The sequence below is a fragment of the Nitratireductor basaltis genome (assembly GCF_000733725.1).
Lineage (GTDB): Bacteria > Pseudomonadota > Alphaproteobacteria > Rhizobiales > Rhizobiaceae > Chelativorans > Chelativorans basaltis.
Genome location: NZ_JMQM01000001.1, coordinates 1633259 through 1653239 on the forward strand (window position 1 = coordinate 1633259; position 19981 = coordinate 1653239).

Annotated in this window: 18 protein-coding genes; 7 read left to right on the plus strand and 11 right to left on the minus strand. The window is 60.0% G+C overall.

The annotated features are described in order from the left end of the window. Nucleotides 1-155 precede the first annotated feature (155 nt). The 4 genes from EL18_RS07925 (at nt 156) to EL18_RS07940 (ending at nt 5968) form a co-directional block, all read left to right on the plus strand. Nucleotides 156-1025 (plus strand): mechanosensitive ion channel family protein, encoded by an 870-nt coding sequence (locus tag EL18_RS07925; RefSeq protein WP_036481582.1) that lies wholly within the window; start codon nt 156-158, stop codon nt 1023-1025. A gap of 125 nt (nt 1026-1150) precedes the next feature. Then, nucleotides 1151-2392: an MFS transporter gene (locus EL18_RS07930; protein WP_200875507.1), complete on the plus strand. Its 1242-nt coding sequence runs from the start codon at nt 1151-1153 to the stop codon at nt 2390-2392. A gap of 134 nt (nt 2393-2526) precedes the next feature. Continuing rightward, nucleotides 2527-3807, plus strand: a complete 1281-nt coding sequence (locus EL18_RS07935) for a tetratricopeptide repeat protein (RefSeq protein ID WP_051913882.1) — start codon at nt 2527-2529, stop codon at nt 3805-3807. Between the two features lie 154 nt (nt 3808-3961). After that, a complete protein-coding gene (locus EL18_RS07940) occupies nt 3962-5968 on the plus strand; it encodes a PhoX family protein (RefSeq protein WP_036481586.1) in 2007 nt (668 codons plus the stop codon). 52 nt (nt 5969-6020) lie between these two features. On the opposite strand, the gene recO is transcribed toward EL18_RS07940, so the two are convergent. The 8 genes from recO to rpoZ all read right to left on the minus strand — a co-directional run bounded on the left by recO (nt 6021) and on the right by rpoZ (nt 13161). Beyond that, nucleotides 6021-6752, minus strand: a complete 732-nt coding sequence (recO, locus tag EL18_RS07945; protein WP_036481588.1) for a DNA repair protein RecO — start codon at nt 6750-6752, stop codon at nt 6021-6023. 19 nt (nt 6753-6771) lie between these two features. Then, entirely contained in the window at nt 6772-7701 is a 930-nt protein-coding gene (gene era, locus EL18_RS07950) for a GTPase Era (RefSeq protein ID WP_036481590.1), read from the minus strand. Then, the gene (gene rnc / locus EL18_RS07955) at nt 7698-8417 is read right to left on the minus strand and encodes a ribonuclease III (protein WP_036481592.1); all 720 of its coding nucleotides are present in this window, start codon (nt 8415-8417) and stop codon (nt 7698-7700) included. Before rnc ends, era begins: the two co-directional genes overlap by 4 nt. Nucleotides 8418-8419: 2 nt before the next feature. After that, a complete protein-coding gene (gene lepB, locus EL18_RS07960; RefSeq protein ID WP_036481594.1) occupies nt 8420-9169 on the minus strand; it encodes a signal peptidase I in 750 nt (249 codons plus the stop codon). Between the two features lie 97 nt (nt 9170-9266). Continuing rightward, a complete protein-coding gene (acpS, locus tag EL18_RS07965) occupies nt 9267-9674 on the minus strand; it encodes a holo-ACP synthase (protein WP_036481596.1) in 408 nt (135 codons plus the stop codon). Further along, entirely contained in the window at nt 9671-10261 is a 591-nt protein-coding gene (locus EL18_RS07970; protein ID WP_036481598.1) for a DUF2062 domain-containing protein, read from the minus strand. The genes acpS and EL18_RS07970 overlap by 4 nt, the downstream gene beginning before the upstream one ends. A 120-nt stretch (nt 10262-10381) precedes the next feature. Beyond that, nucleotides 10382-12634 carry a RelA/SpoT family protein gene (locus tag EL18_RS07975; protein ID WP_036481601.1) on the minus strand — a complete coding sequence of 751 codons (2253 nt, stop codon included), beginning with the start codon at nt 12632-12634 and terminating at the stop codon, nt 10382-10384. Nucleotides 12635-12762: 128 nt separating this feature from the next. Beyond that, on the minus strand, nt 12763-13161 hold the full coding sequence (gene rpoZ / locus EL18_RS07980; protein ID WP_036481603.1) for a DNA-directed RNA polymerase subunit omega: 399 nt from the start codon (nt 13159-13161) through the stop codon (nt 12763-12765). Nucleotides 13162-13467: 306 nt separating this feature from the next. Here rpoZ and EL18_RS07985 point away from each other — a divergent pair, with 306 nt between their 5' ends. Together EL18_RS07985 and EL18_RS07990 are read left to right on the plus strand one after the other, a co-directional pair. Continuing rightward, complete coding sequence (locus EL18_RS07985; protein ID WP_036481606.1) at nt 13468-14055, plus strand: LabA-like NYN domain-containing protein; 588 nt, start codon at nt 13468-13470, stop codon at nt 14053-14055. Next, the gene (locus EL18_RS07990; protein WP_036481607.1) at nt 14052-14720 is read left to right on the plus strand and encodes a uracil-DNA glycosylase; all 669 of its coding nucleotides are present in this window, start codon (nt 14052-14054) and stop codon (nt 14718-14720) included. The genes EL18_RS07985 and EL18_RS07990 overlap by 4 nt, the downstream gene beginning before the upstream one ends. Nucleotides 14721-14806: 86 nt before the next feature. Here EL18_RS07990 and smpB read toward each other — a convergent pair whose 3' ends face one another. Then, nucleotides 14807-15280: an SsrA-binding protein SmpB gene (smpB, locus tag EL18_RS07995; protein WP_036481609.1), complete on the minus strand. Its 474-nt coding sequence runs from the start codon at nt 15278-15280 to the stop codon at nt 14807-14809. Nucleotides 15281-15305: 25 nt separating this feature from the next. Next, entirely contained in the window at nt 15306-16187 is an 882-nt protein-coding gene (gene dapA, locus EL18_RS08000) for a 4-hydroxy-tetrahydrodipicolinate synthase (RefSeq protein WP_036484258.1), read from the minus strand. 292 nt (nt 16188-16479) lie between these two features. Between dapA and EL18_RS08005 the strand changes: the two genes are divergently transcribed. Then, nucleotides 16480-18558 (plus strand): lytic transglycosylase domain-containing protein, encoded by a 2079-nt coding sequence (locus EL18_RS08005; protein WP_244444535.1) that lies wholly within the window; start codon nt 16480-16482, stop codon nt 18556-18558. Between the two features lie 181 nt (nt 18559-18739). Here EL18_RS08005 and EL18_RS08010 read toward each other — a convergent pair whose 3' ends face one another. Next, nucleotides 18740-19783 (minus strand): porin, encoded by a 1044-nt coding sequence (locus EL18_RS08010; RefSeq protein ID WP_036481612.1) that lies wholly within the window; start codon nt 19781-19783, stop codon nt 18740-18742. Nucleotides 19784-19981 lie beyond the last annotated feature (198 nt).

Below are 19981 nucleotides of genomic sequence, written 5' to 3' on the forward strand. Positions count from 1 at the left end.
CGAATGGGCGCGGGAATTGAGAAAATCACGCCGTGACATAATTTTGATGGAAGAAGCGACCGCACGCGGTTTCAATGACAGCCCATATCTGTCAAACGGCGGCGAATATGAGCCTGCGTCAAAGCGGGCAGTTCAAGCGAAGGAGGCGGGATCCGATGGAATTCGACACAGCGCAGATCATGACAGCAGGCGAGACGATGGTGGCAGCGGCAAGCGCCTTCGTCGTCAGCTACGCCTTTTCGATTCTCGGCGCCATTGTCCTGATCATCGCCGGCTACATCGTTGCCGGTTTCGTCGAGCGCTCACTGGCGAAAACCTTGGGCCGCATGCGCTCCTTCGATCAGACGCTCTGCCGGTTTCTCTCGAAAACGGCCCGCTACGCGGTTCTCATTCTTGTGGGTGTCACGGTTCTTGCCCAGTTCGGCGTGCAAACAGCCAGCATTCTGGCGGCTCTTGGTGCCGCCGGCCTTGCCATCGGCCTGGCGCTGCAAGGCACGCTGCAGAACGTTGCCGCCGGCATCATGCTTCTGGTCCTGAAGCCGTTTCGTGTCGGTGAATATGTGGACGCAGGTGGCACGGCCGGAACGATCGTGGAGATCGGCCTCTTCGCAACGGAGCTTAAGGCGATCGACGGGCTTTATGTTCTGGCGCCCAACAGCGAACTCTGGAACAAATCCGTCATCAACTACTCGCGCAACAAGGATCGTCGCAACGATCTTGTTATCGGCATCGGCTATGACGACGACATCGATCTCGCGCAAGAAACCATGATGAGTCTCGCGCAAAATGACGAGCGTGTGCTGGCAGATCCGGAGCCCGCCACTTTCGTTTCCGAACTTGGCGACAATGCCGTGAACGTGACACTGCGCTATTGGACGGCAACGCCGGACTGGTGGCAGACGCGGCTTGATCTGACAAAGGCCGCCAAGAAGGCTTTCGACGAGAAAGGCATATCCATTCCATTTCCCCAGCGCGACCTGCATCTGATCACGGCAGCCGCAGAGGTGAAAACGACCGCGGCTTGAGCGCAATGCGGGGGTGGAACCGGCGCCCCTGCCCTTCACGAAAACTGATTTGTGGCATCATCCGAATTTGATTGTCCGTGGCAAAGCATCGGCTACGATCTGACGATGCAAGAAGGATGGATGAAATGACTGCCGCTGCAAGAAGCGAAACCGGCACGCCGGGCTTTCCCTGGCTGATCGTGATTTGCGGCTGCATCATTGCCGCGCTGACCTTCGGTCCGCGCTCGGCCATGGGCTTCTTCCAGCTTCCGATGCTTGAGGATCGCGGTTGGGACCGCACCACTTTCGGTCTCGCCATGGCGATCCAGAACCTGATGTGGGGGTTTGGACAGCCTGTCTTTGGCGCAATCAGCGACCGCTTCGGGACTTGGCGGGTTCTTGCGCTTTCGGGCATCCTCTATGCAAGCGGCCTGGCACTGATGGCTGTTGCGCAGAACGAGGCCATGCTCCACATCGGCGGCGGCGTTCTTGTCGGTCTGGGCGTGGCGGCGGGCTCGTTCAGCATCGTCCTGGCCGCATTCGCCCGCAACACGGCTCCCGAAAACCGCAGCATCGTCTTCGGCATCGGCACGGCCGCGGGCTCGGCGGGCATGTTCCTCTTTGCCCCGATCAGCCAGGCCATGATCGACAGTTTCGGCTGGTCGGACACGCTCATCTATATGAGTGCCGTCATGCTCGTGATCCCGCTTCTGGCGCTCCCCCTGGTTGGCAATGCCGGCAGCGGGCGCGTCTCACAGGGCGCGCAGTTCGAGCAGAGTTTCGGCGAGGCACTGCGCGAAGCATTCGGCCATCGCTCCTTCTTGCTTCTCGTCTCGGGCTTCTTCGTCTGCGGTTTCCAGGTCGCGTTCATCACCGCGCATTTCCCCGCATATATCGGCGATCTGGGCATCGATGCCCGCTATGCCGTCCTGGCACTGGCGCTGATCGGGTTCTTCAACATCATCGGTTCACTCGCATCTGGTGCCATCGGGCAGCGCTATTCGAAGCCCTATTTCCTCGCACTCATCTATCTCGCACGCTCGGTGGCCGTGACCGCGTTTCTGCTTTTCCCCCAGACTCCAGCTACGGTGATCGCATTTGCGGTGGTCATGGGGCTCCTCTGGCTGTCGACCGTCCCGCCGACCAACGCCTTGGTCGCTGTCATGTTCGGTACCCGTTATCTGGGCATGCTGGGCGGCATCGTCTTCTTTTCCCACCAGGTCGGCTCGTTCCTTGGTGTGTGGATGGGCGGCTATCTCTATGACCGCTTTGGCTCCTATGACCCGGTCTGGTGGCTTGGCGTGGCGCTCGGACTGTTCGCGGCCGTGGTGCACTGGCCCATTCGCGAAAAACCGGTCGAACGGGGTCCGGCCGCACAGCCGGCATGAGGCCTATCAGCCCGCTCTTATTTCGCACTCACGGACAACGCGTCGCACACTCTGCGGCGCGTTTTCGCATTCCATGGACGGTACTCCATGGCGAAAATGCGTTTCGTCTGGCGGGGGCCTGATGAGGTTCGTTCATGTCTTTCAAACCCGGCCGCCTGCCACCCATGGCGCACAAGGTCACGCCCCAGACCAACAAGCTTCTGCGTAAGCTTGGGGATCAGTTCTCTGCCCACTTCCAGCGCGGGGATTTCAACGCTGCCTTCAAGGTAGTCGAACGCGGGCTGCGCCTCGTCCCCACGCACCCTACCTTGTGGCGCGATGCGGCTGCCTGCATGATTCATATGCGCAACTGGGAGCAGGCGCTGCGTTGCGCAAGCCGCGCCCATGAGCTCGAGCCGGAAAACTACCAGGCGCTCGATTCTCTTGCCCATGCGTCCGGCATGCTGGGTGATCCTGCTGCGGCGTCGAATTACGGACGCCGTGCCCTGGAACTGCGTGATGTTGCATTCCGTACACCGAAAACCGCCTGGCGGGTGACGGCTCCTCCGCCGTTCGAACCGCTGGCGCGCGGGCGCAATGTCATCTCCTTCAGCCTATTCGGTAGCGATCCCAAATATTGTGAGACGGCAATCGCGAATGCCGAGGCGCGTCCGGCTGTCTATCCCGAATGGTCGATGCGCTTCCATGTAAACGATTCCGTGCCCCACCACGTGATTGACCGTCTCCTGAGCCTGGGTGCGGAAATTCACTATATGCGCGGCGAACAGGCCCAGTGGCCGGGGCCCATGTGGCGTTTTCTCGCCTATGATGATCCTGACGTGGACCGGGTGATGTTCCGCGATGCGGATTCCATCATCGGAGAGCGCGAATCTGCCGCCACCCGCGAATGGGTCGAAAGCGGCAAGAGTTTCCATATCATCCGGGATTTCTGCTCCCATACGGAACTCATTCTTGCCGGCCTTTGGTCAGCAGCGCGCGGTGCCTTGCCGCCGATGCACGACATGATCGGCGACTTCGTTGCGCGCGGTGTCAAATCCCGGCATTTTGCAGATCAGTATTTCCTGCGGGAATATGTGTGGCCGCTGGCAAGGGGTCACATGCTTCAGCATGACAGCCTTTTCGGCTTCGGGCCTTTCAAGCAGATCCCGGCGGAACCGGACCCTGGTGGCCACCACATCGGCTGCCTCGCCGCCGCGGGGTTCCGGGCGAAACATGAGGCTGCGGACGGCACACGGATAGTCTGGTCCCTCTTCGATGCCACCAGGAGCGGCAAGCCCACGCTTTGTTCCTATCCCGGCGTCATCAGGAACAAAGCCGTGGAAGCAATGCTTCCCCTTCCCTGGCTTGCCCGGATCCAGGCCGGTGAACTGGGCATCAGGGTCTCTGAGGCTCAGCCGGTTGCAAGTGCGTCGTGAACAGGGCCTGTCATCGGCCTGCAACAATCGCGCTCTAGTTGATGAAGCATGCAGTGGGCATTTCCTGCCTGTTGTCATGTTCCCAATTTTAGCCAGAACCATAGGCCACACGCCACCAGACGCCGTGTGTCGCATGGTCCAGCAGGAGGCAGTCATGAACGAGCGCGTCCCCCCGATCGAAATCGAGAATCTGACGGAAATGCGAGAGGCATCCGAAGATGTCGGCCGCAATGACAGCGACAACCCGACCATGGGCGACATCATCAATCGCCGCTATTCGCGCCGCGGCTTCCTGCGCGGTTCGCTTGCCGTTGCCGCCATCGGCGCAACGGTTAGTCCGCTTGCTCTTTCGGCCGGGCGCGCTGAAGCACAGGAAGTGGCTTCGAGCTTCGATTTTGCGGAAATCGCTGCCGGCGTGGACGAGACGCATCATGTGGCTGACGGATATGACGCCGATGTCCTGCTTCGCTGGGGTGACAAGGTTCTGGCCGACGCTCCCGATTTCGACCCGATGAACCAGACGGCAGAGGCCCAGGCCAAGCAGTTCGGCTACAACAACGACTATGTCGGTTTCGTGCCGCTCAACGAGGCGGAAGATCGCGGCCTTCTTGTCGTGAACCACGAATATACCAATGCCGAGCTGATGTTCCCGAACTTCGCCAAGGTGGTTACGGTCACGGAAGAAAAGGATGGCCAGCAGGTCGAGACTCAGAAGGTCGAGATCGGCGAGTTCACCAAGGAGTTGGTCGATATCGAGATGGCCGCCCATGGCGGCACGGTCATCGAGATCGCGCGCGACGAGAACGGCAAGTGGAAGCCCGTTCTCGACAGCCAGTACAATCGCCGCATCACCACCGAGACCGAGATGCAGCTCTCCGGACCGGTTGCGGGTCATGCGCGGGTGAAGACCAATGCCGATCCGTCCGGCACCAAGGTCTTCGGCACGCTGAACAATTGTGCGGGCGGTCTTACGCCCTGGGGCACCTGGCTGATGGCAGAGGAAAACACCCATGGCTATTTTGGCGGCGCGCTGCCGGAGGGCCATCGCGAAGAGCTGAACTACAAGCGCATGGGCGTGCCCGGCGGCTGGTACAATTGGGGCAATTTCCACGATCGCTTCGACGTGTCGAAGGAGCCCAACGAGCCGAACCGTTTCGGCTGGATCGTCGAAGTCGACCCGAAGGACCCGAATTCCAAGCCCAAGAAGCGCACCGCGCTTGGCCGCTTCAAGCATGAGGGCTGCGAGACCGTCGTGAATTCCGATGGCCGCGTCGTCTGCTATTCGGGCGATGACGAGCGCTTCGACTATGTCTACAAGTTCGTGACCAGCGGCACCTACAGCGAAAGCGACCCAGCAACCAATGCCGACCTTCTGGACGACGGTACGCTCTACGTTGCCCGCTTCGATGAGGACGGCACGGTTGAGTGGATGCCGCTCGTGCACGGCGAGGCTCCGCTTGATGAAGCCCACGGCTTTGCTTCGCAGGCCGATGTACTGATCGAGACGCGGCGTGCGGCTGATCTTCTGGGCGCGACCAAGATGGACCGTCCGGAAGACGTTCAGCCGAACCCCAAGACCGGCAAGGTCTATTGCATGCTCACCAACAATACCCGCCGCAAGGAAGGTGACGAAAACGCCGCCAATCCGCGTGCGGACAATGCATTCGGCCACATCATCGAGATCACCGAAACCGACGGCGATTTCGCTTCCACAAAATCAACCTGGGAGATCCTGCTGAAATGCGGCGATCCCTCGGTTGCCGAAGTTGGTGCAAGCTTCTCCTCGGCCACGACGGAAAACGGCTGGTTCGGCATGCCAGACAACTGTGCCATCGACGCGGAAGGTCGTCTCTGGGTTTCCACCGACGGCAACAGCGAGAGCCAGACCGGTCGCACAGACGGGCTTTGGGCCGTCGACACCGATGGCGAAGCCCGCGGCACCTCCAAGCTCTTCTTCCGCGTGCCGGTGGGTGCGGAAATGTGCGGGCCCTATTTCACCCCATCATCGGAAACGCTGTTCCTCGCGGTCCAGCATCCCGGTGACGAGGGCCTCGCCACCTACGAACAGCCTGCCACCCGCTGGCCCGACTTCGACGACAATCTCCCGGTCCGCCCGGCCGTCGTCACCGTCACCAAACAGGGCGGCGGCAAGATCGCCTGACGCCTGTTACATCGAACTGACTGGAGCGCCGGCATAGTCTGCCGGCGCTTTTTTATCCAACGCTGCGCATCAGGGCCTGGATGAAACCTGCTCTTGAAGTGGGTTCTTCCATGCCGCGGGGTTCGTAGACGTCGCGGTGGAGGAAGTAGCCGGTCAGTGCAAAAGCCTGGCGCAACTGGCCTTCGACATCGTTGATCCGGTCGGGTGACCGGCTGATGAGGGATGGCAGGGGCAGGAGCTTGTCGGCCCAGGGTGCGCCGGCTTCGTGGGTGACGGCGCGGCCCGTCTTGGGTGATACATAGGCCAGACCATCAGTGGCGCCGGTAAGCGCGCAGCGGCTCAAGTCGAGGCCGAAGCCAAGTTCTTCCAAGATCGCCAATTCGAACCGCGCCATCAGCGGCGCGACCATGTCCGGGTCGTGCAGATGCTCGGTCACGACTTCCAGCGTCGTGAACAGTCCGGGATGAGGGTCGCGCTCGGGCAACAGGCGCAGATGGGCTCCCAGGAGCTGGATGCCGTGAATGGCGAGCGCGCTTTCCATAAGGCGCGCTGCATTCAGCTGGACCGGTTCGACCTGGAAGCTGCCCAGATGCTCATCGAGCCTTGCACGCCAGCTGAGGGTGACACGGTTACCGGGTTGGAGCACGGGCTGAAGGCGGCGCGAGCGCCCTCCGCGCACGAGCCCCAGATGGCGGCCGTGTGCGGCTGTCATGACTTCGAGAATGGCGCTGGTCTCGCCGTGCTTGCGGCTGCCCAGAACTATTCCTTCGTCATGCCACTCCATCGGGTGAGCCTTCGGTCAATCAGGTGGGAAATTCCAGCCCCATCTCCCGATAGCGCTCGGGATCGTTGCTCCAGTTCTCGCGTACCTTCACGAAGAGGAAGAGATGCACTTTCTGCTCAAGGATCTCGGAAAGCTCCTCGCGTGCCGCCTGGCCAATCGCCTTCACAGTCCCGCCCTTGTGGCCAAGCACCAGCTTCTTCTGGCCGTCACGCTCCACATAGATGACCTGCTGGATGCGCACGGACCCGTCCTTGCGCTCTTCCCACTGCTCCGTTTCCACATGGACGGAATAGGGAAGCTCCTGATGAAGACGCAGGAAGACCTTTTCGCGGGTGATCTCGGCTGCCAGATTGCGCATTGGCAAATCGGAAATCTGGTCTTCTGGATAGTACCACGGCCCCTCCGGCAGCGTATCGGCGAGATATGACATGAGGTCGTCGCAGCCGGAACCGTTCAATGCCGAAATCATGAAGACGCGGTCGAATTCCACATCGGCGGTGGCCTTGGCGGTCAGCTCCAGCAGGGCTTCGGGTCGAACACGGTCGACCTTGTTGAAGACAAGAACCTTCTTCTGCTTCACGTCTTTCAGGCCTGCGAGGATAGCTTCCGCGTCTCCCTTCAGGCCGCGTTCGGCATCGATCAGAAATGCGATAACATCGGCGTCGCGCGCGCCGCCCCAGGCGGTCGTGACCATGGCCTTGTCGAGCCTGCGCCGGGGACGAAAGATGCCGGGCGTGTCGATGAAGACGATCTGGGTTTGCTCGTGGGTGGCGATGCCGCGGATCATGGCGCGGGTCGTCTGCACCTTGTGGGTGACGATGGAGACCTTCGCACCGACCAGCCGGTTCAATAGCGTGGATTTGCCCGCATTGGGCGCGCCGATCAGCGCGACGAAACCGGAGCGGGTCGCCGTCTCCTGGTTGTCGGTGGTGCTGTCGTTCTCGTTCATGATGAATGTGCCTGTTTCTGCCACACGCCTTCCCGTTGAAGGACAAAGCTTGCTGCGGCCTGTTCTGCTTCCCGCTTGGACCGGCCTGTGCCGTGGCCTCCGGGGAAACCTTCTATGGTCACTTCGACCGTAAAGACGGGCTCATGGTCCGGTCCTTCGCGGGAGACCACGGTGTAGCGCGGCGTGTTTCCCGCCGCCTGATGAGCCCATTCCTGCAACGCCGTCTTTGCATCCTGGCGGGCTGCCGCCGGCTGCCTGGAGCGTGCGGTCCAGTGAGCATGAATGAAATCGCGCGCCTGTTCCAGCCCGTGTTCGAGATAGATGACCGCGATCAGTGCTTCCATGATGTCGGCGAGCAGGTTGACGCGCTTGCGCGGCGCGATTGCGCGCATCTCGCTTCCGATATTGACCAAGGCGTCCAGATCCAGCTCGCGCGCGACTTCGGCGAGCGTGTCACCATTCACGAGAGCGTTCAGGCGGACGGAAAGTTCACCTTCAGGCGCTTCGGGAAAAGCCTTGTAGAGCATTTCGGCAATGACGATGCCGAGCACCCGGTCGCCCAAAAATTCCAACCGCTGATAGTCTGCGCCGGAGGCTTCGCGGGCGCTGGCATGGGTTAGCGCCTCGTTCAGCAGTCCCGTGCGCGAAATGCGAATGCCGACGCGCTTTTCCAGCGCATCGGCAAGCTCCTTCTCGCTCAGCCGATTGGCAGGCATGGTCAGTCGACCCAGTTGAACAGGCGACCCGGGCGCAGTTCGCTTGGCCATCTCCAAAGCTCAAGCGGGCTTGCGCCACCGGCAATGGAGAAGAAAATGATATTGGCGCGGCCAACGAGGTTTTCCTCGGGCACGAAACCGACCGAGAAACGGCTGTCGGTGGAGTTGTCGCGATTGTCGCCCATCATGAAATAGTGGCCATCCGGCACCACAAATTCCCGCGTGTTGTCACCGATGGAATTGGGTGACAGGTCGAGCGTGTCATAGGAAACACCATTGGGCAGCGTTTCGCGATAGACATCGACGGGTCGCGTCATTTCGGTGATGTCGGGATCTTCGATCTGTCCGACCTTCTCACGCTGAACCGCCTCGCCATTGATGAAGAGTTGGCCATCGCGCATCTGGATGCGGTCGCCCGGCAAGCCGATCACGCGCTTGATGTAGTCGAGCGAGGGGTTTGGCGGGAACTTGAAGACGGCAACATCGCCGCGTTCGGGTGCCGAACCGAAAATGCGCCCGGAGAAAAGCGGCGGCGAAAACGGCAGCGAGTGACGTGAATAGCCATAGGCCCATTTCGTCACGAAGAGATAATCGCCCTCAAGCAAGGTTGGACGCATGGAACCGGAGGGAATCGAAAACGGCTGGAACAGCAAGGTCCGGATCACCAGCGCCAGCAATAACGCCTGGATGATGACACTTGCGGTTTCGCCAATGCCGCCTGATTTGTTACGGGATTTGTCGGCCACGCTCATTTCGTCCTCGGTTCCAGCCGCATCACCGCGGCCCTCGTTCTGCGCTGTCTCTTATCGGTTGTAGCGCCTGCAGGCAATTGGCCAGCAGGGCTTGAAGTCATCCATCAGCGCCAGGCAGCGCCTCGATGATCACGAAGGCCTGCGCCAGTGGGTAGTCGTCGGTGATGGTCAGGTGAATAACCGGCCGGTGACCTTCGGGAATCATTTCCTGCAGGCGCCTGGCAGCACCGCCGGAAAGCTGCATGGTGGGCTTGCCGCCGGGCAGGTTCACGACCCCCATGTCGCGCCAGAACACCCCGCGGGACAGCCCCGTTCCCAATGCCTTGGAACAGGCCTCCTTCGCAGCGAAGCGCTTGGCATAGGATGCCGCCCTCTCCTTCCTGCGATCGGATTTCTGTCTTTCGATTTCGGTGAAAACGCGCTGGGTAAAACGCTTCTCGTGGCGTTCCAGTGTCTTCGCGACCCGCCTGATGTCGATGAGGTCGCTGCCAAGTCCGATGATCATTCGCCTGCCGTTGCTATTGCCGTCTCAGCCATCGCCCGACGACGCGCCTTCTCCAACAGACGTCTTCGCCGCTGCTCGCGGAAGGTGATGACAGTCCATCTTGTCACAATATAGGCGATGATGGCTGCAGCAAGCCCCAGCGGGATTGCGCCCACAGTCATGGGCTTCAGAAAGGGTTCCCAAAGCTTGGCGAAGTCCAGGTGACGCAAGACGCGGCCGATATGGAGCGGTGCGGCTTCGCCCGGATGGCCGCCTGTCAGGATGGAGCGACCGATCTGCAGCGTTGCCCCCCAGATGAAGGGAAATGTCAGCGGATTTCCCACGGCGGTGCCCAGCGCCGAGGCCACGAGATTGCCGCCAATCAGCCAGGCCAGTGCTGCCGCCAATATGAAATGGAAGCCCAGAAAGGGCGTGAAAGAAGCAAACACGCCTGCCGCAATGCCGCCGGCAATGGCATGGGGTGTGGCACGGAGCCGCAAGGCGCGCTTGGCAAAATACTGCGCCGAACGCCAAAAGGAACGGCGCGGCCACAGGAACATGCGCACCCGTTCCCAGAAATCTGCTCGCTTTCTACGCTTGAAAAGCATTCACCACTTCCACACGCGATCAGTGCCGGTTCCTTTATAAGGGCCTGCTGTTAACGCCGTGTTCTTATCACCGCTCTGCGACGAAATTTCTTCGTCCTGTATCTGCAACGCAGATCGTGCCTATCCGTTCACCCGCTCGACATGGCTGACGCTCGACACCTCTTTCAACTGTGAAATAAGGCGATTGAGATGCTTCAGGTCCCAGACTTCCAGGTCAAAAAGCATTTCGGTGAAGTCGGGGGCCGTGCGCGCCATTGTCAGCGTGTGAATATTGGCGTCATTTGCCGCTATGACCTGCGTCAGCTCTGCCAAGGAGCCCGGCTCGTTTATCGCAGTCACTGTCAAACGTGCCGGAAACCGCTCGGAATTGTGTTCGTCGATGTCCCACCGCACATCTATCCAGCGCTCCGGCTGATCGTCGAATGCGGTCAGTGAGGGCGACTGTATCGGGTAGATGGTGATGCCGGAGCCGGGCTGCAAGATGCCAACGATGCGATCGCCTGGCACTGCTCCTTCCGGTGCGAAACGTACCGGCAGGTCGCCACTGACGCCTCGGATCGGTAGCGAATTTCCATCCTGTGGCTGTGACGCCTGCTGCTGGTCCCTGCCCTTCGTCTTTCTGCGAGACGAGCGGCCGGGGATCTGGAAGAGCATGCCTGCCGCGTTGCGCAGATTGAACCAGCCTTCCTCACGCGCTGGCGCGTTCTGGGTGACGCGTTCATCCTTGTAGTCGGGGAAGACGGCGTGGATGACGTCCTGCGAGGAGATCTCGCCGCGACCAACGGCAGCGAGCACATCCTCGACATCCTTGCGCGCAAGGCGGTGAAGCACGGGCTTGAGCGCGTCGCGGGTGAAAGTCTTTTCCACGCGCTCGAATGCACGCTCCAGAATGCGCGTACCCAGACCGGAATACTGTTTGCGGATGGCATTACGGGTGGCGCGACGGATGGCCGAGCGCGCCTTGCCGGTAACAACCACAGATTCCCACGCGGCGGGCGGCACCTGCCCCTTGGAGCGCACGATCTCGACTTCATCACCGTTTTTCAGCTCCGTCATCAGAGGCATGATGCGGCCATTGACCTTGGCGCCGACGCAGGAGTCGCCGATATCCGTGTGCACGGCATAGGCGAAATCGATAGGTGTCGCCCCGCGCGGCAGCGCGATCAGACGGCCCTTCGGCGTGAAGCAGAAAACCTGATCCTGAAAGAGCTCCAGCTTGGTGTTTTCCAGAAATTCTTCGGGATTGTCACCCTCCGACAATGCCTCGATGGTGCGGCGCAGCCATGCATAGGCGTTGGTGTCCTTGGATATCTGGTGGCCGGGCACCGTGGTGCGGCTGCCGAAATCCTTGTAGAGCGTGTGTGCTGCAACGCCATATTCGGCGATCTTGTCCATCTCGTGCGTGCGGATCTGCAGCTCCACGCGCTGGCGCGAAGGGCCGACAATGGTCGTGTGGATGGAGCGGTAGTCGTTCTGCTTCGGCGTGGAGATGTAATCCTTGAAGCGGCCGGGCACGAGCGACCAGGTCGAGTGGATCGCGCCCAGCGCGCGGTAGCACTCCTCCACCGTGTCCACCGTCACCCGGAAGCCGAAAATGTCGGAGAGCTGCTCGAAAGACAGAGCCTTGGTCTCCATCTTGCGAAATACCGACCACGGCTTCTTCTGGCGGCTTTTGACGACCGCATTGATGTCATGCTTGCGAAAAAGTTCTTCAAGGGAGCGCTCGATCTCGACGAGGATGCCGCGATTACGCTCAAGCAGATCGGCAAGACGCTCGGTGACTGCGTGGAAGGCTTCGGGGTTGGTGTAACGGAATGCGAGCTCTTCCAATTCTTCGCGCATATCCTGCATGCCCATGCGTCCGGCGAGAGGGGCATAGATTTCCATGGTCTCTTCGGCGATCCGCAGCCGCTTGTGCACGGGCACATGGTGCAGCGTGCGCATATTGTGCAGCCGGTCGGCGAGCTTTACGAGAAGGACGCGCACATCTTCGGAAATGGCCAGAAGCAGTTTGCGCAGATTTTCCGCCTGCGCCGCCTTCTTCGATACAAGATCGAGCTTCTTGAGCTTTGTCAGCCCCTCGACCAGCTTGCCGATGTCCGGACCGAAAAGCTCATCAATCTCCGCACGTGTGGCCGAAGTGTCTTCGATGGTGTCATGGAGAAGAGCGACAGCGATCGTCGACTCGTCGAGATGCATGTCCGTGAGGATGGCAGCGACTTCCAGCGGGTGGGAGAAATAGGGATCGCCCGATGCGCGACGCTGGTGACCATGCTTCTGCATGGCGTAGACATAAGCTTTGTTGAGTAGCGCCTCGTTCACGTCCGGCTTGTAGCGCTGCACCCGCTCCACAAGCTCATATTGACGCATCATCGGCAGCTACTCCCCAAGCTCAGCATACAAACGACAAATGCGCCGTATTTGTTATACGGCGCATAAGCCCAAAAGCAGCCAAAAACAAGGCGTTGGTGCCGCGGTAGCGTACCGCGCCTGGCAGACGATCAGAAGTCGTCGCTTTTCTCCGGCGGTACCAGACCTTCAATGCCGGCCAGCAGATCTTCCTCGCTCATACGGTCGAAGGAAACCGGCTCGTCTTCCGGCGCATCAGCCGATGCAGCCGCAGCTTCCGGCTCTGCAGGAAGGGTTGGAACATCTGCTTCAGGCTCATCAACCTCGACATGCTTCTGCAGCGAGTGGATCAGGTCTTCGCGCAGGTCGCCGGGAGAAAGCGTTTCGTCCGCGATCTCACGCAGTGCGACAACCGGATTCTTGTCGTTGTCGCGATCGACGGTGATCGAACCACCCTGCGAGATCTGGCGTGCACGGTGGCTGGCGAGAAGCACGAGGTCGAAGCGGTTGTCGACCTTGTCGATACAATCTTCAACGGTGACGCGGGCCATGAGGTGCCCCTTTCATGCATGCAATTTCGGGAAATCTGGCGCAGTAGATAACTTCTCCGCGCGCCGATTACAAGCTTTTCCGCCGACACATGCCCACAGAGTTGCGGAGCGCCGGAAGCACAGAAGAGGCATTTTAACCAAGGCAGGCGCCGTGGACAGGACATATGTTAATTGACAACCCAAATTTAAACAGCATTGGATTGAACGTAAGTGCGCACTAATTCATTTATGCGTACAGGAGTATGCGACCGCTATTGAGTGATCGCATTTCAGCTCCACAGCAATTGCGACGAAGGATTTTAGATCATGTTTGATCCACGCGAAAAGATTGCCCTATTCATTGATGGTGCGAATCTCTACGCCACCTCACGCGCATTGGGCTTTGACATTGACTATCGCAAGCTGTTGTCGAGCTTCCAGAAGAAAGCCTATCTGCTGCGCGCTTATTACTATACCGCTCTGGTTGAAGACCAGGAGTATTCTTCAATTCGCCCTCTGATCGATTGGCTCGACTATAACGGATACAAGGTCGTGACAAAGCCGGCGAAGGAGTTCACCGACTCTTCCGGGCGCCGCAAGATCAAGGGCAATATGGATATCGAGCTGGCCATCGATGCGATGGAACTGACCGATGTCGTGGACCACTATGTCATCTTCTCCGGCGACGGTGACTTCCGCACCCTGGTCGAAGCATTGCAGCGCAAGGGGCGCAAGGTGAGTGTCATCTCGACCATCCAGTCCCAACCGCCGATGATCTCCGACGAGTTGCGCCGTCAGGCCGACAGTTACATCGACCTTGCCTCGCTCCAAGCCGAGATCGGTCGCGACCCCTCGGAGCGACCGATGCGCCGACCCGAGGCAGAGCCCGAATTCGACAATGACGATGTGGAATGAGCGTGGATGCGCGGCCGGGTGAGCCGCCTCGCACCTGCACCTTATGTCCACGCCTTCATCAGTTTCTTGAAAATTGGCGCGCCCGCGAACCAGAATGGTTCAACGCGCCGGTTCCTACCTTTTCGCCTTCCGCCGGTGAAGACAAGGCGCGCCTGCTTATTGTCGGCCTCGCCCCTGGCCTGCGCGGCGCAAACCGCACCGGACGCCCCTTCACGGGCGACTATGCAGGAACACTTCTGTACGACACGCTGATTTTCCATGGCTTTGCGACAGGCCATTTCGATGCACGGATCGACGACAGCCTCGAGCTTACTGATGCCGCCATCGTCAATGCTGTGCGCTGTGTGCCTCCGGAAAACAAACCGATCGGTTCTGAAATCAACACCTGCCGCGACGCCTATTTCCGCCCCACGATCGAGCGTTTCGACAATATTCGCGCTATCGTGACCCTCGGCACGATCGCCCACCAATCCACTGTCAGAGCACTTGGCCTGAAGGTGAAGGACCACCCGTTTTCCCACGGCGCCGAACAGGACGCCGGCCGATACCGTATCTTCTCCAGCTACCACTGCTCGCGCTACAACACGAACACCGGTCGTCTGACCGAGGAGATGTTTGTTGATGTGTTCCGGCGGGTGCGGGCGTATTTGGTGAGTAGTGAGTAGTGAGTAGTGAGTAGTGAGTAGTGAGTAGTGAGGCTGGCGGGTCGCACATCTGCAGTCAACACTTACTACCGTCTACCTTCTCCCCCTCACCCTTTCTCCTTCAGAAGGCGCGCCTTTTCGCGGTTCCAGTCGCGCTTCTTTTCGGTCTCGCGCTTGTCGTGCAGTTTCTTGCCCTTGCCGACGGCGATCTGAAGCTTGGCAAGGCCCCGCTCGTTGAAATACATCTTGAGCGGGACCATGGTCATGCCTTCCCGGTCCACGGCCTGAGCCAGCCGCGACATCTCCCTCTTGGACAGGAGCAATTTGCGACGGCGGCGCGGCTCATGGTTGAAACGGTTTCCGGCGAAATATTCGGGAATATAGGAATTGATCAGCCAGATCTCGCCACCTTCCGCCGAAGCGTAGGATTCCTGAATATTCGCCTGGCCCTCGCGCAGTGACTTTACTTCGGTGCCGGTGAGCACAAGCCCCGCTTCCAGAGTATCGGTGATCTCATAGGAGAAACGGGCCTTGCGGTTTTCGGCAACGACCTTGAAATTCTTGTTCTTTTCCTGAGCCATATCGCTCTAACGCTTGAAGCCGGCCTCAGTTCATCAGGCCGGCATGTTTCAGGGCATCGTCGATGCGTGCGGCTGTTTCGGCCTCGATTGGCACGAGCGGGCTGCGCAGTGTGTTTTCCAGCTTGCCGAGGCGTGACAGCGCATATTTCGCACCGGACGGATTGGGCTCGATGAAGAGCGCGCGATGCAGCGGCATCAGGCGATCCTGAAGCTCCAGCGCCAGGTCGCGGTCGCCATTGAGGCTTGCTTCCTGGAACTGCGCGCAAAGCCGAGGCGCGACATTTGCGGTCACCGAAATGCAACCGACGCCGCCATGGGCATTGAAGCCAAGTGCGGACGCATCTTCGCCGGAAAGCTGGATGAAGTCCGAGCCGCAAGTTGCGCGCTGCTCGGAAACCCGGTCCACCTTGGACGTGGCATCCTTGACGCCAACGATATTGGTGAAGTCAGCTGCCAGGCGCCCCATCGTCTCCGGGGTCATGTCGATGATTGAACGCGGCGGGATGTTGTAGATGATGATCGGCAGGCTGGTGGAACGCGCCACGGCCGCATAGTGCTCGTAGAGGCCCCGCTGATTGGGCTTGTTGTAGTAAGGCGTGACGACCAGGACCGCATCCGCCCCCACCTTTTCGGCATGTTCAACAAAACCGATTGCCTCGCGCGTCGAATTGGATCCCGCACCTGCGATGACCGGCACGCGCTTGTCGGCAATTTCGACACAGATACGCACGATCTCACGGTGTTCTTCATGGGTAAGCGTGGGAGATTCGCCCGTGGTGCCAACAGGCACGAGACCGCTGGAGCCTTCCGCAATCTGCCATTCGACAAAGTCGCCGAAGGCTTTCTTGTCGAGGCTTCCATCCTGGCTGAATGGCGTCACCAACGCGGTGATGGAACCTCTGAACATGCGAAAACTCCTCAAAAATTTCTGATCGGCGCCCCATGATGGTGCCTGTTCCTGTCGCTCATATATGGGGCCAAGGCGCGGCACCATAGTCTTGCCATGGATTACCCGCAAGAAGAATGCGAAGCGGGTCATTGGCACAGAAGTGTTGCACGCACGATACAGAGCTATATGCGCACCAACACCTGCCAGGATGTGACATCACGACAGCATTATCTGCCACTAAGAAGCGAGATGCTGACGCGCATTTGCGCATGGCCCGCAATAAGCTAGGCTGACCCCGGATATTGGTGAGATGATGCATATTCGTTCCAGCGCCCTGGCGCTCGCACTGGCGACCGCGCCCCTGGCCATTGGCACTGCAGCTTTCGGCGGACAGCTGTCGCTGCCGCAGGAAGCCCCCCTGCCCGTGCCAAGACCGGATGTTTCCGCGACAGCCACCGCTGTTGTGGCAGGCCTGGCCAGCATTCCCGCGCAACTTCCCGCAAAGATGAAACATGCTGAACTGCGCGATGCGCTAGAAGCGCTGCGCAAGGGCGACACGGGTGCCACGCTTGCCGTACGCGACAGTCTCGATCCGGTATCGCTCAACGCGAGAATTCTCACCTGGGCCGTCGCGATGTCCGGCGAATGGTCGGTGAGCGCCAACGAACTGGAAGATGCGGCTGAAGTTCTGGCAGGCTGGCCGGGCATGCAGCGGCTGAAGCGCAATCTGGAGCGCGCAAGGCTGCGCGAGGCTGACGGACCTGCGGAAGTCATCAGGGCCATTGGGAATAATGAGCCGCTGACGACGGATGGCCGTCTGGCGTTGGCTCGTGCCCATCTGGCGCTCGGCAATGGCGAGGCGGCGCGTGAGGCGATTGCACCCTATTGGCGGACGGCAAAGCTGGACGCGAAGGAAGAGGCTTCGATTATCGAGCAGTTCGGTCCGCTTCTCACGCGCGCGGATCATCGCCACCGCATGGAGCGCATGCTGCTTACCGACAGGGTCCGCTCGGCCATGCGTGTAGCCGAAATTGCAGATGCCAAGCCGCTGGCGGATGCCTGGGCAGCTGCAATACGCAAGGAGCCGAATGCGTTGGCGCTTCTTGATGCGGTTCCGACGTCACTGCGCTCGCCGGGCTACTATTACGCAAAGGCGCGCTATCTGCGTCGCAAGGGAAACTATCTTGGAGCCGCAGAGGCGATCCTGGCCGCTCCGACAGCGCCCGACGGCTATGCTGATCCCCGGCAGTGGTGGCAGGAGCGCCGCGTGCTCTCACGCGAACTTCTCGACATCGAAGAATATGAACTGGCCTACAAGGTCGCTGCCGCACAGCGCGTCGGAGACGCATCCACCATCGCAGATGCGGCTTTTCATGCCGGCTGGTATGCATTGCGTTTCCTGAACAGCCCGCATGAAGCGGCGCTGCACTTCCAGAAAATTGCAGCCGTGGCGGATGGGCCGATTTCCAATGCGCGGGCCTTTTACTGGCTCGGACGGGCCGCGGAAGCAGCCGGCAATGGCGAAGACAATGCGCATTACGAGACTGCAGCGCGCTATGACACCGCTTTCTACGGTCAGTTGGCCGCAGCGAAGCTCGGGCGCGACAGCATCAATGCGAAGCCGCCGGCCACGACAATACCGGACCGGAAGGTCTTCTTCACGCGTGAGCCGGTGCGCGCGCTGCGCCGCCTCGAGGAAGTCGGCCAGACATGGCGGGCGGATATCATCTACCGTGATCTCGCCGAAGAACTGGAAAGCGTGGAGGAACTCACGCTGCTCGCCGAGCTGGCTGAGACGCGTGGCGACCATTATCTGGCGCTCAGGATCGGCAAGAGCGCTGCATCGCGCGGCCTTGACATAGGTGCTCTGGCTCACCCCACCGGCGCTATACCGGCAGATGCGAGCGTGTCGGGCGCCGGCAAGGCGCTGGCCTATGCGATCGGGCGCCAGGAAAGCGAGTTTCGCACGGGCGTTGTCTCACATGCCGGCGCGCGCGGCATTCTGCAATTGTTGCCCGGTACCGCGCGCGAGATGGCGCGCATCGCAGGCGTTGCCTACTCCACGTCACGCCTGACCGATGATGCAGCCTATAACGCATCGCTTGGTGCCGCCTATCTCAGCCAGCAGCTCGAACGCTTTGACGGCTCCTATATTCTCACCTTTGTTGGCTACAATGCGGGTCCTTCCCGCTCTCTTCAGTGGATCGAACGCTTTGGCGATCCACGCGGCAAGCCGGTCGAAGAAGTCGTGGACTGGATGGAGCGCATTCCCTTCACGGAAACGCGGAACTATGTGCAGCGCGTCTTCGAAAACTACCAGGTCTACAAGATGCGGCTGACTGGGGAGTTCGAGGTGGAGAAGGATCTCGTCGAGGGGCGGCGGGACTGAAACCGCGGGAGCAGGTGAATGCTCCAGCTTGCCCGGGCTTGCGCACCTGCAACTGTTTGCAAGGCTCCCTCACCGCGTACAAGCGATAGCGGCAACACGCGCCAACTCTTCCAATTGTCAAACAAAAAGAAAACCCGGCAGCGATGCTGCCGGGTTCCCTTATCCGTACTTCTAACCGAAATTAGAAGGAGCGGGTGAAGCGAGCGAAACCGCTCCAGTTGTTGTCGTCACCGAAGTTGTCGCCGTCACGGTAGTTAACAGCGAGCTTGGCGTCGAAGTTTTCGACGATCTCGTAGTCGAGAACTGCGCCGAGAGCGTAGTCGTCAAGATCGGTGCCGTGCTCGTTGACGAAGTACTGACCACCGAAGCCGATGGACATCTTCGGCGTAGCAGCGAACTTCACGTAACCGCCTGCGGACCACTCGTAGCCACCATTTCCGCCATTGCTAACGGAGTAGAAGCTGTTGCCGGACTCATAGGTACCGAGCAGTTCGAGAGTGATTGCGGACGTCGCGTTGATCGAAGCGATACCCTTTGCAGCCCACTCTTCAGCCGTTGCGTCGTATGCGCCCCAAGCCGTGACAGAGCCCCAGCCCTGAGCAACGCCCAGGCTACCAACTACGTTCGGCGTGTAGTCGAGATTGTAGTCAGCTTCTTCGAGAGCGACCGAGACGAAAACGCCGTTGGCTGCGTCGAAGGTGTAACGGATGAAGTGAACGCGATCACCGCCACCGGAGTCGAACTCGCCGGAAAGGCCAGCATCATAAAGCGTGTCGGACACACCCATGGAGAGGCCGCCGAGCGAGATGATTGCCTGCTGCAGCTGAACGTAGTTGTCTACGTCGTTGTTAACGAGCTCGTCATCAACAACTACGTAGCCTTCGTTGCTGGTGAAACCGCTCTGGGTCTGAGCGCGCAGCTCGATGAAGCCGCCGAGCGTGCCGTATTCGGTCTCGGAGCGAGCGTCGACGGTGAGCGTACCGCGAGCCATCTTCTTCCAGCCGTCGTCGCCTTCGGCCCAGCTGATTTCGTAGCGAGCATAGCCGCCGATCTTCAGGCAGGTCTCGGTGCCCGGGATGTAGAAGAAGCCAGCGCCGTAAACGTCACAGACGCGGACATATTCCATCGGCTCCGGCTGTGGGATGACGATGGCGTCGGCCGCCTGAGCGCCCGAAACAGCAGCCGTAGCAGCTGCGGAGCCGATAAGAAGGCTCTTGATGTTCATTTTCTGACCTCCAGTCAAAGTTCTTAAAAAAGGGTCTGGGCTTTTGCTGAAGGACAGCGTTCCCTGCCCCATCCCCAATGCACGAAAAAGCAGCTCTGCGCTCCTTCTTCGAAAGCGACATTACTCATGCCGGTCTGCCGATCAACTGCGATTGCCACCTTCACGCCACATCTGAGGCGCTATCAAAGATCGCTGTTG

Coding starts and splice junctions, on each gene's coding strand:
- era (WP_036481590.1), bottom strand. CDS start 7,701: ATGAACGAGAACGACAGCACCACCGACAACCAGGAGACGGCGACCCGC.
- lepB (WP_036481594.1), bottom strand. CDS start 9,169: ATGAGCGTGGCCGACAAATCCCGTAACAAATCAGGCGGCATTGGCGAA.
- recO (WP_036481588.1), bottom strand. CDS start 6,752: ATGGAGTGGCATGACGAAGGAATAGTTCTGGGCAGCCGCAAGCACGGC.
- EL18_RS07940 (WP_036481586.1), top strand. CDS start 3,962: ATGAACGAGCGCGTCCCCCCGATCGAAATCGAGAATCTGACGGAAATG.
- rpoZ (WP_036481603.1), bottom strand. CDS start 13,161: ATGGCCCGCGTCACCGTTGAAGATTGTATCGACAAGGTCGACAACCGC.
- EL18_RS07975 (WP_036481601.1), bottom strand. CDS start 12,634: ATGATGCGTCAATATGAGCTTGTGGAGCGGGTGCAGCGCTACAAGCCG.
- EL18_RS08010 (WP_036481612.1), bottom strand. CDS start 19,783: ATGAACATCAAGAGCCTTCTTATCGGCTCCGCAGCTGCTACGGCTGCT.
- EL18_RS07970 (WP_036481598.1), bottom strand. CDS start 10,261: ATGCTTTTCAAGCGTAGAAAGCGAGCAGATTTCTGGGAACGGGTGCGC.
- smpB (WP_036481609.1), bottom strand. CDS start 15,280: ATGGCTCAGGAAAAGAACAAGAATTTCAAGGTCGTTGCCGAAAACCGC.
- EL18_RS07930 (WP_200875507.1), top strand. CDS start 1,151: ATGACTGCCGCTGCAAGAAGCGAAACCGGCACGCCGGGCTTTCCCTGG.
- acpS (WP_036481596.1), bottom strand. CDS start 9,674: ATGATCATCGGACTTGGCAGCGACCTCATCGACATCAGGCGGGTCGCG.
- EL18_RS07985 (WP_036481606.1), top strand. CDS start 13,468: ATGTTTGATCCACGCGAAAAGATTGCCCTATTCATTGATGGTGCGAAT.
- dapA (WP_036484258.1), bottom strand. CDS start 16,187: ATGTTCAGAGGTTCCATCACCGCGTTGGTGACGCCATTCAGCCAGGAT.
- EL18_RS08005 (WP_244444535.1), top strand. CDS start 16,480: ATGATGCATATTCGTTCCAGCGCCCTGGCGCTCGCACTGGCGACCGCG.
- EL18_RS07935 (WP_051913882.1), top strand. CDS start 2,527: ATGTCTTTCAAACCCGGCCGCCTGCCACCCATGGCGCACAAGGTCACG.
- rnc (WP_036481592.1), bottom strand. CDS start 8,417: ATGCCTGCCAATCGGCTGAGCGAGAAGGAGCTTGCCGATGCGCTGGAA.
- EL18_RS07925 (WP_036481582.1), top strand. CDS start 156: ATGGAATTCGACACAGCGCAGATCATGACAGCAGGCGAGACGATGGTG.
- EL18_RS07990 (WP_036481607.1), top strand. CDS start 14,052: ATGAGCGTGGATGCGCGGCCGGGTGAGCCGCCTCGCACCTGCACCTTA.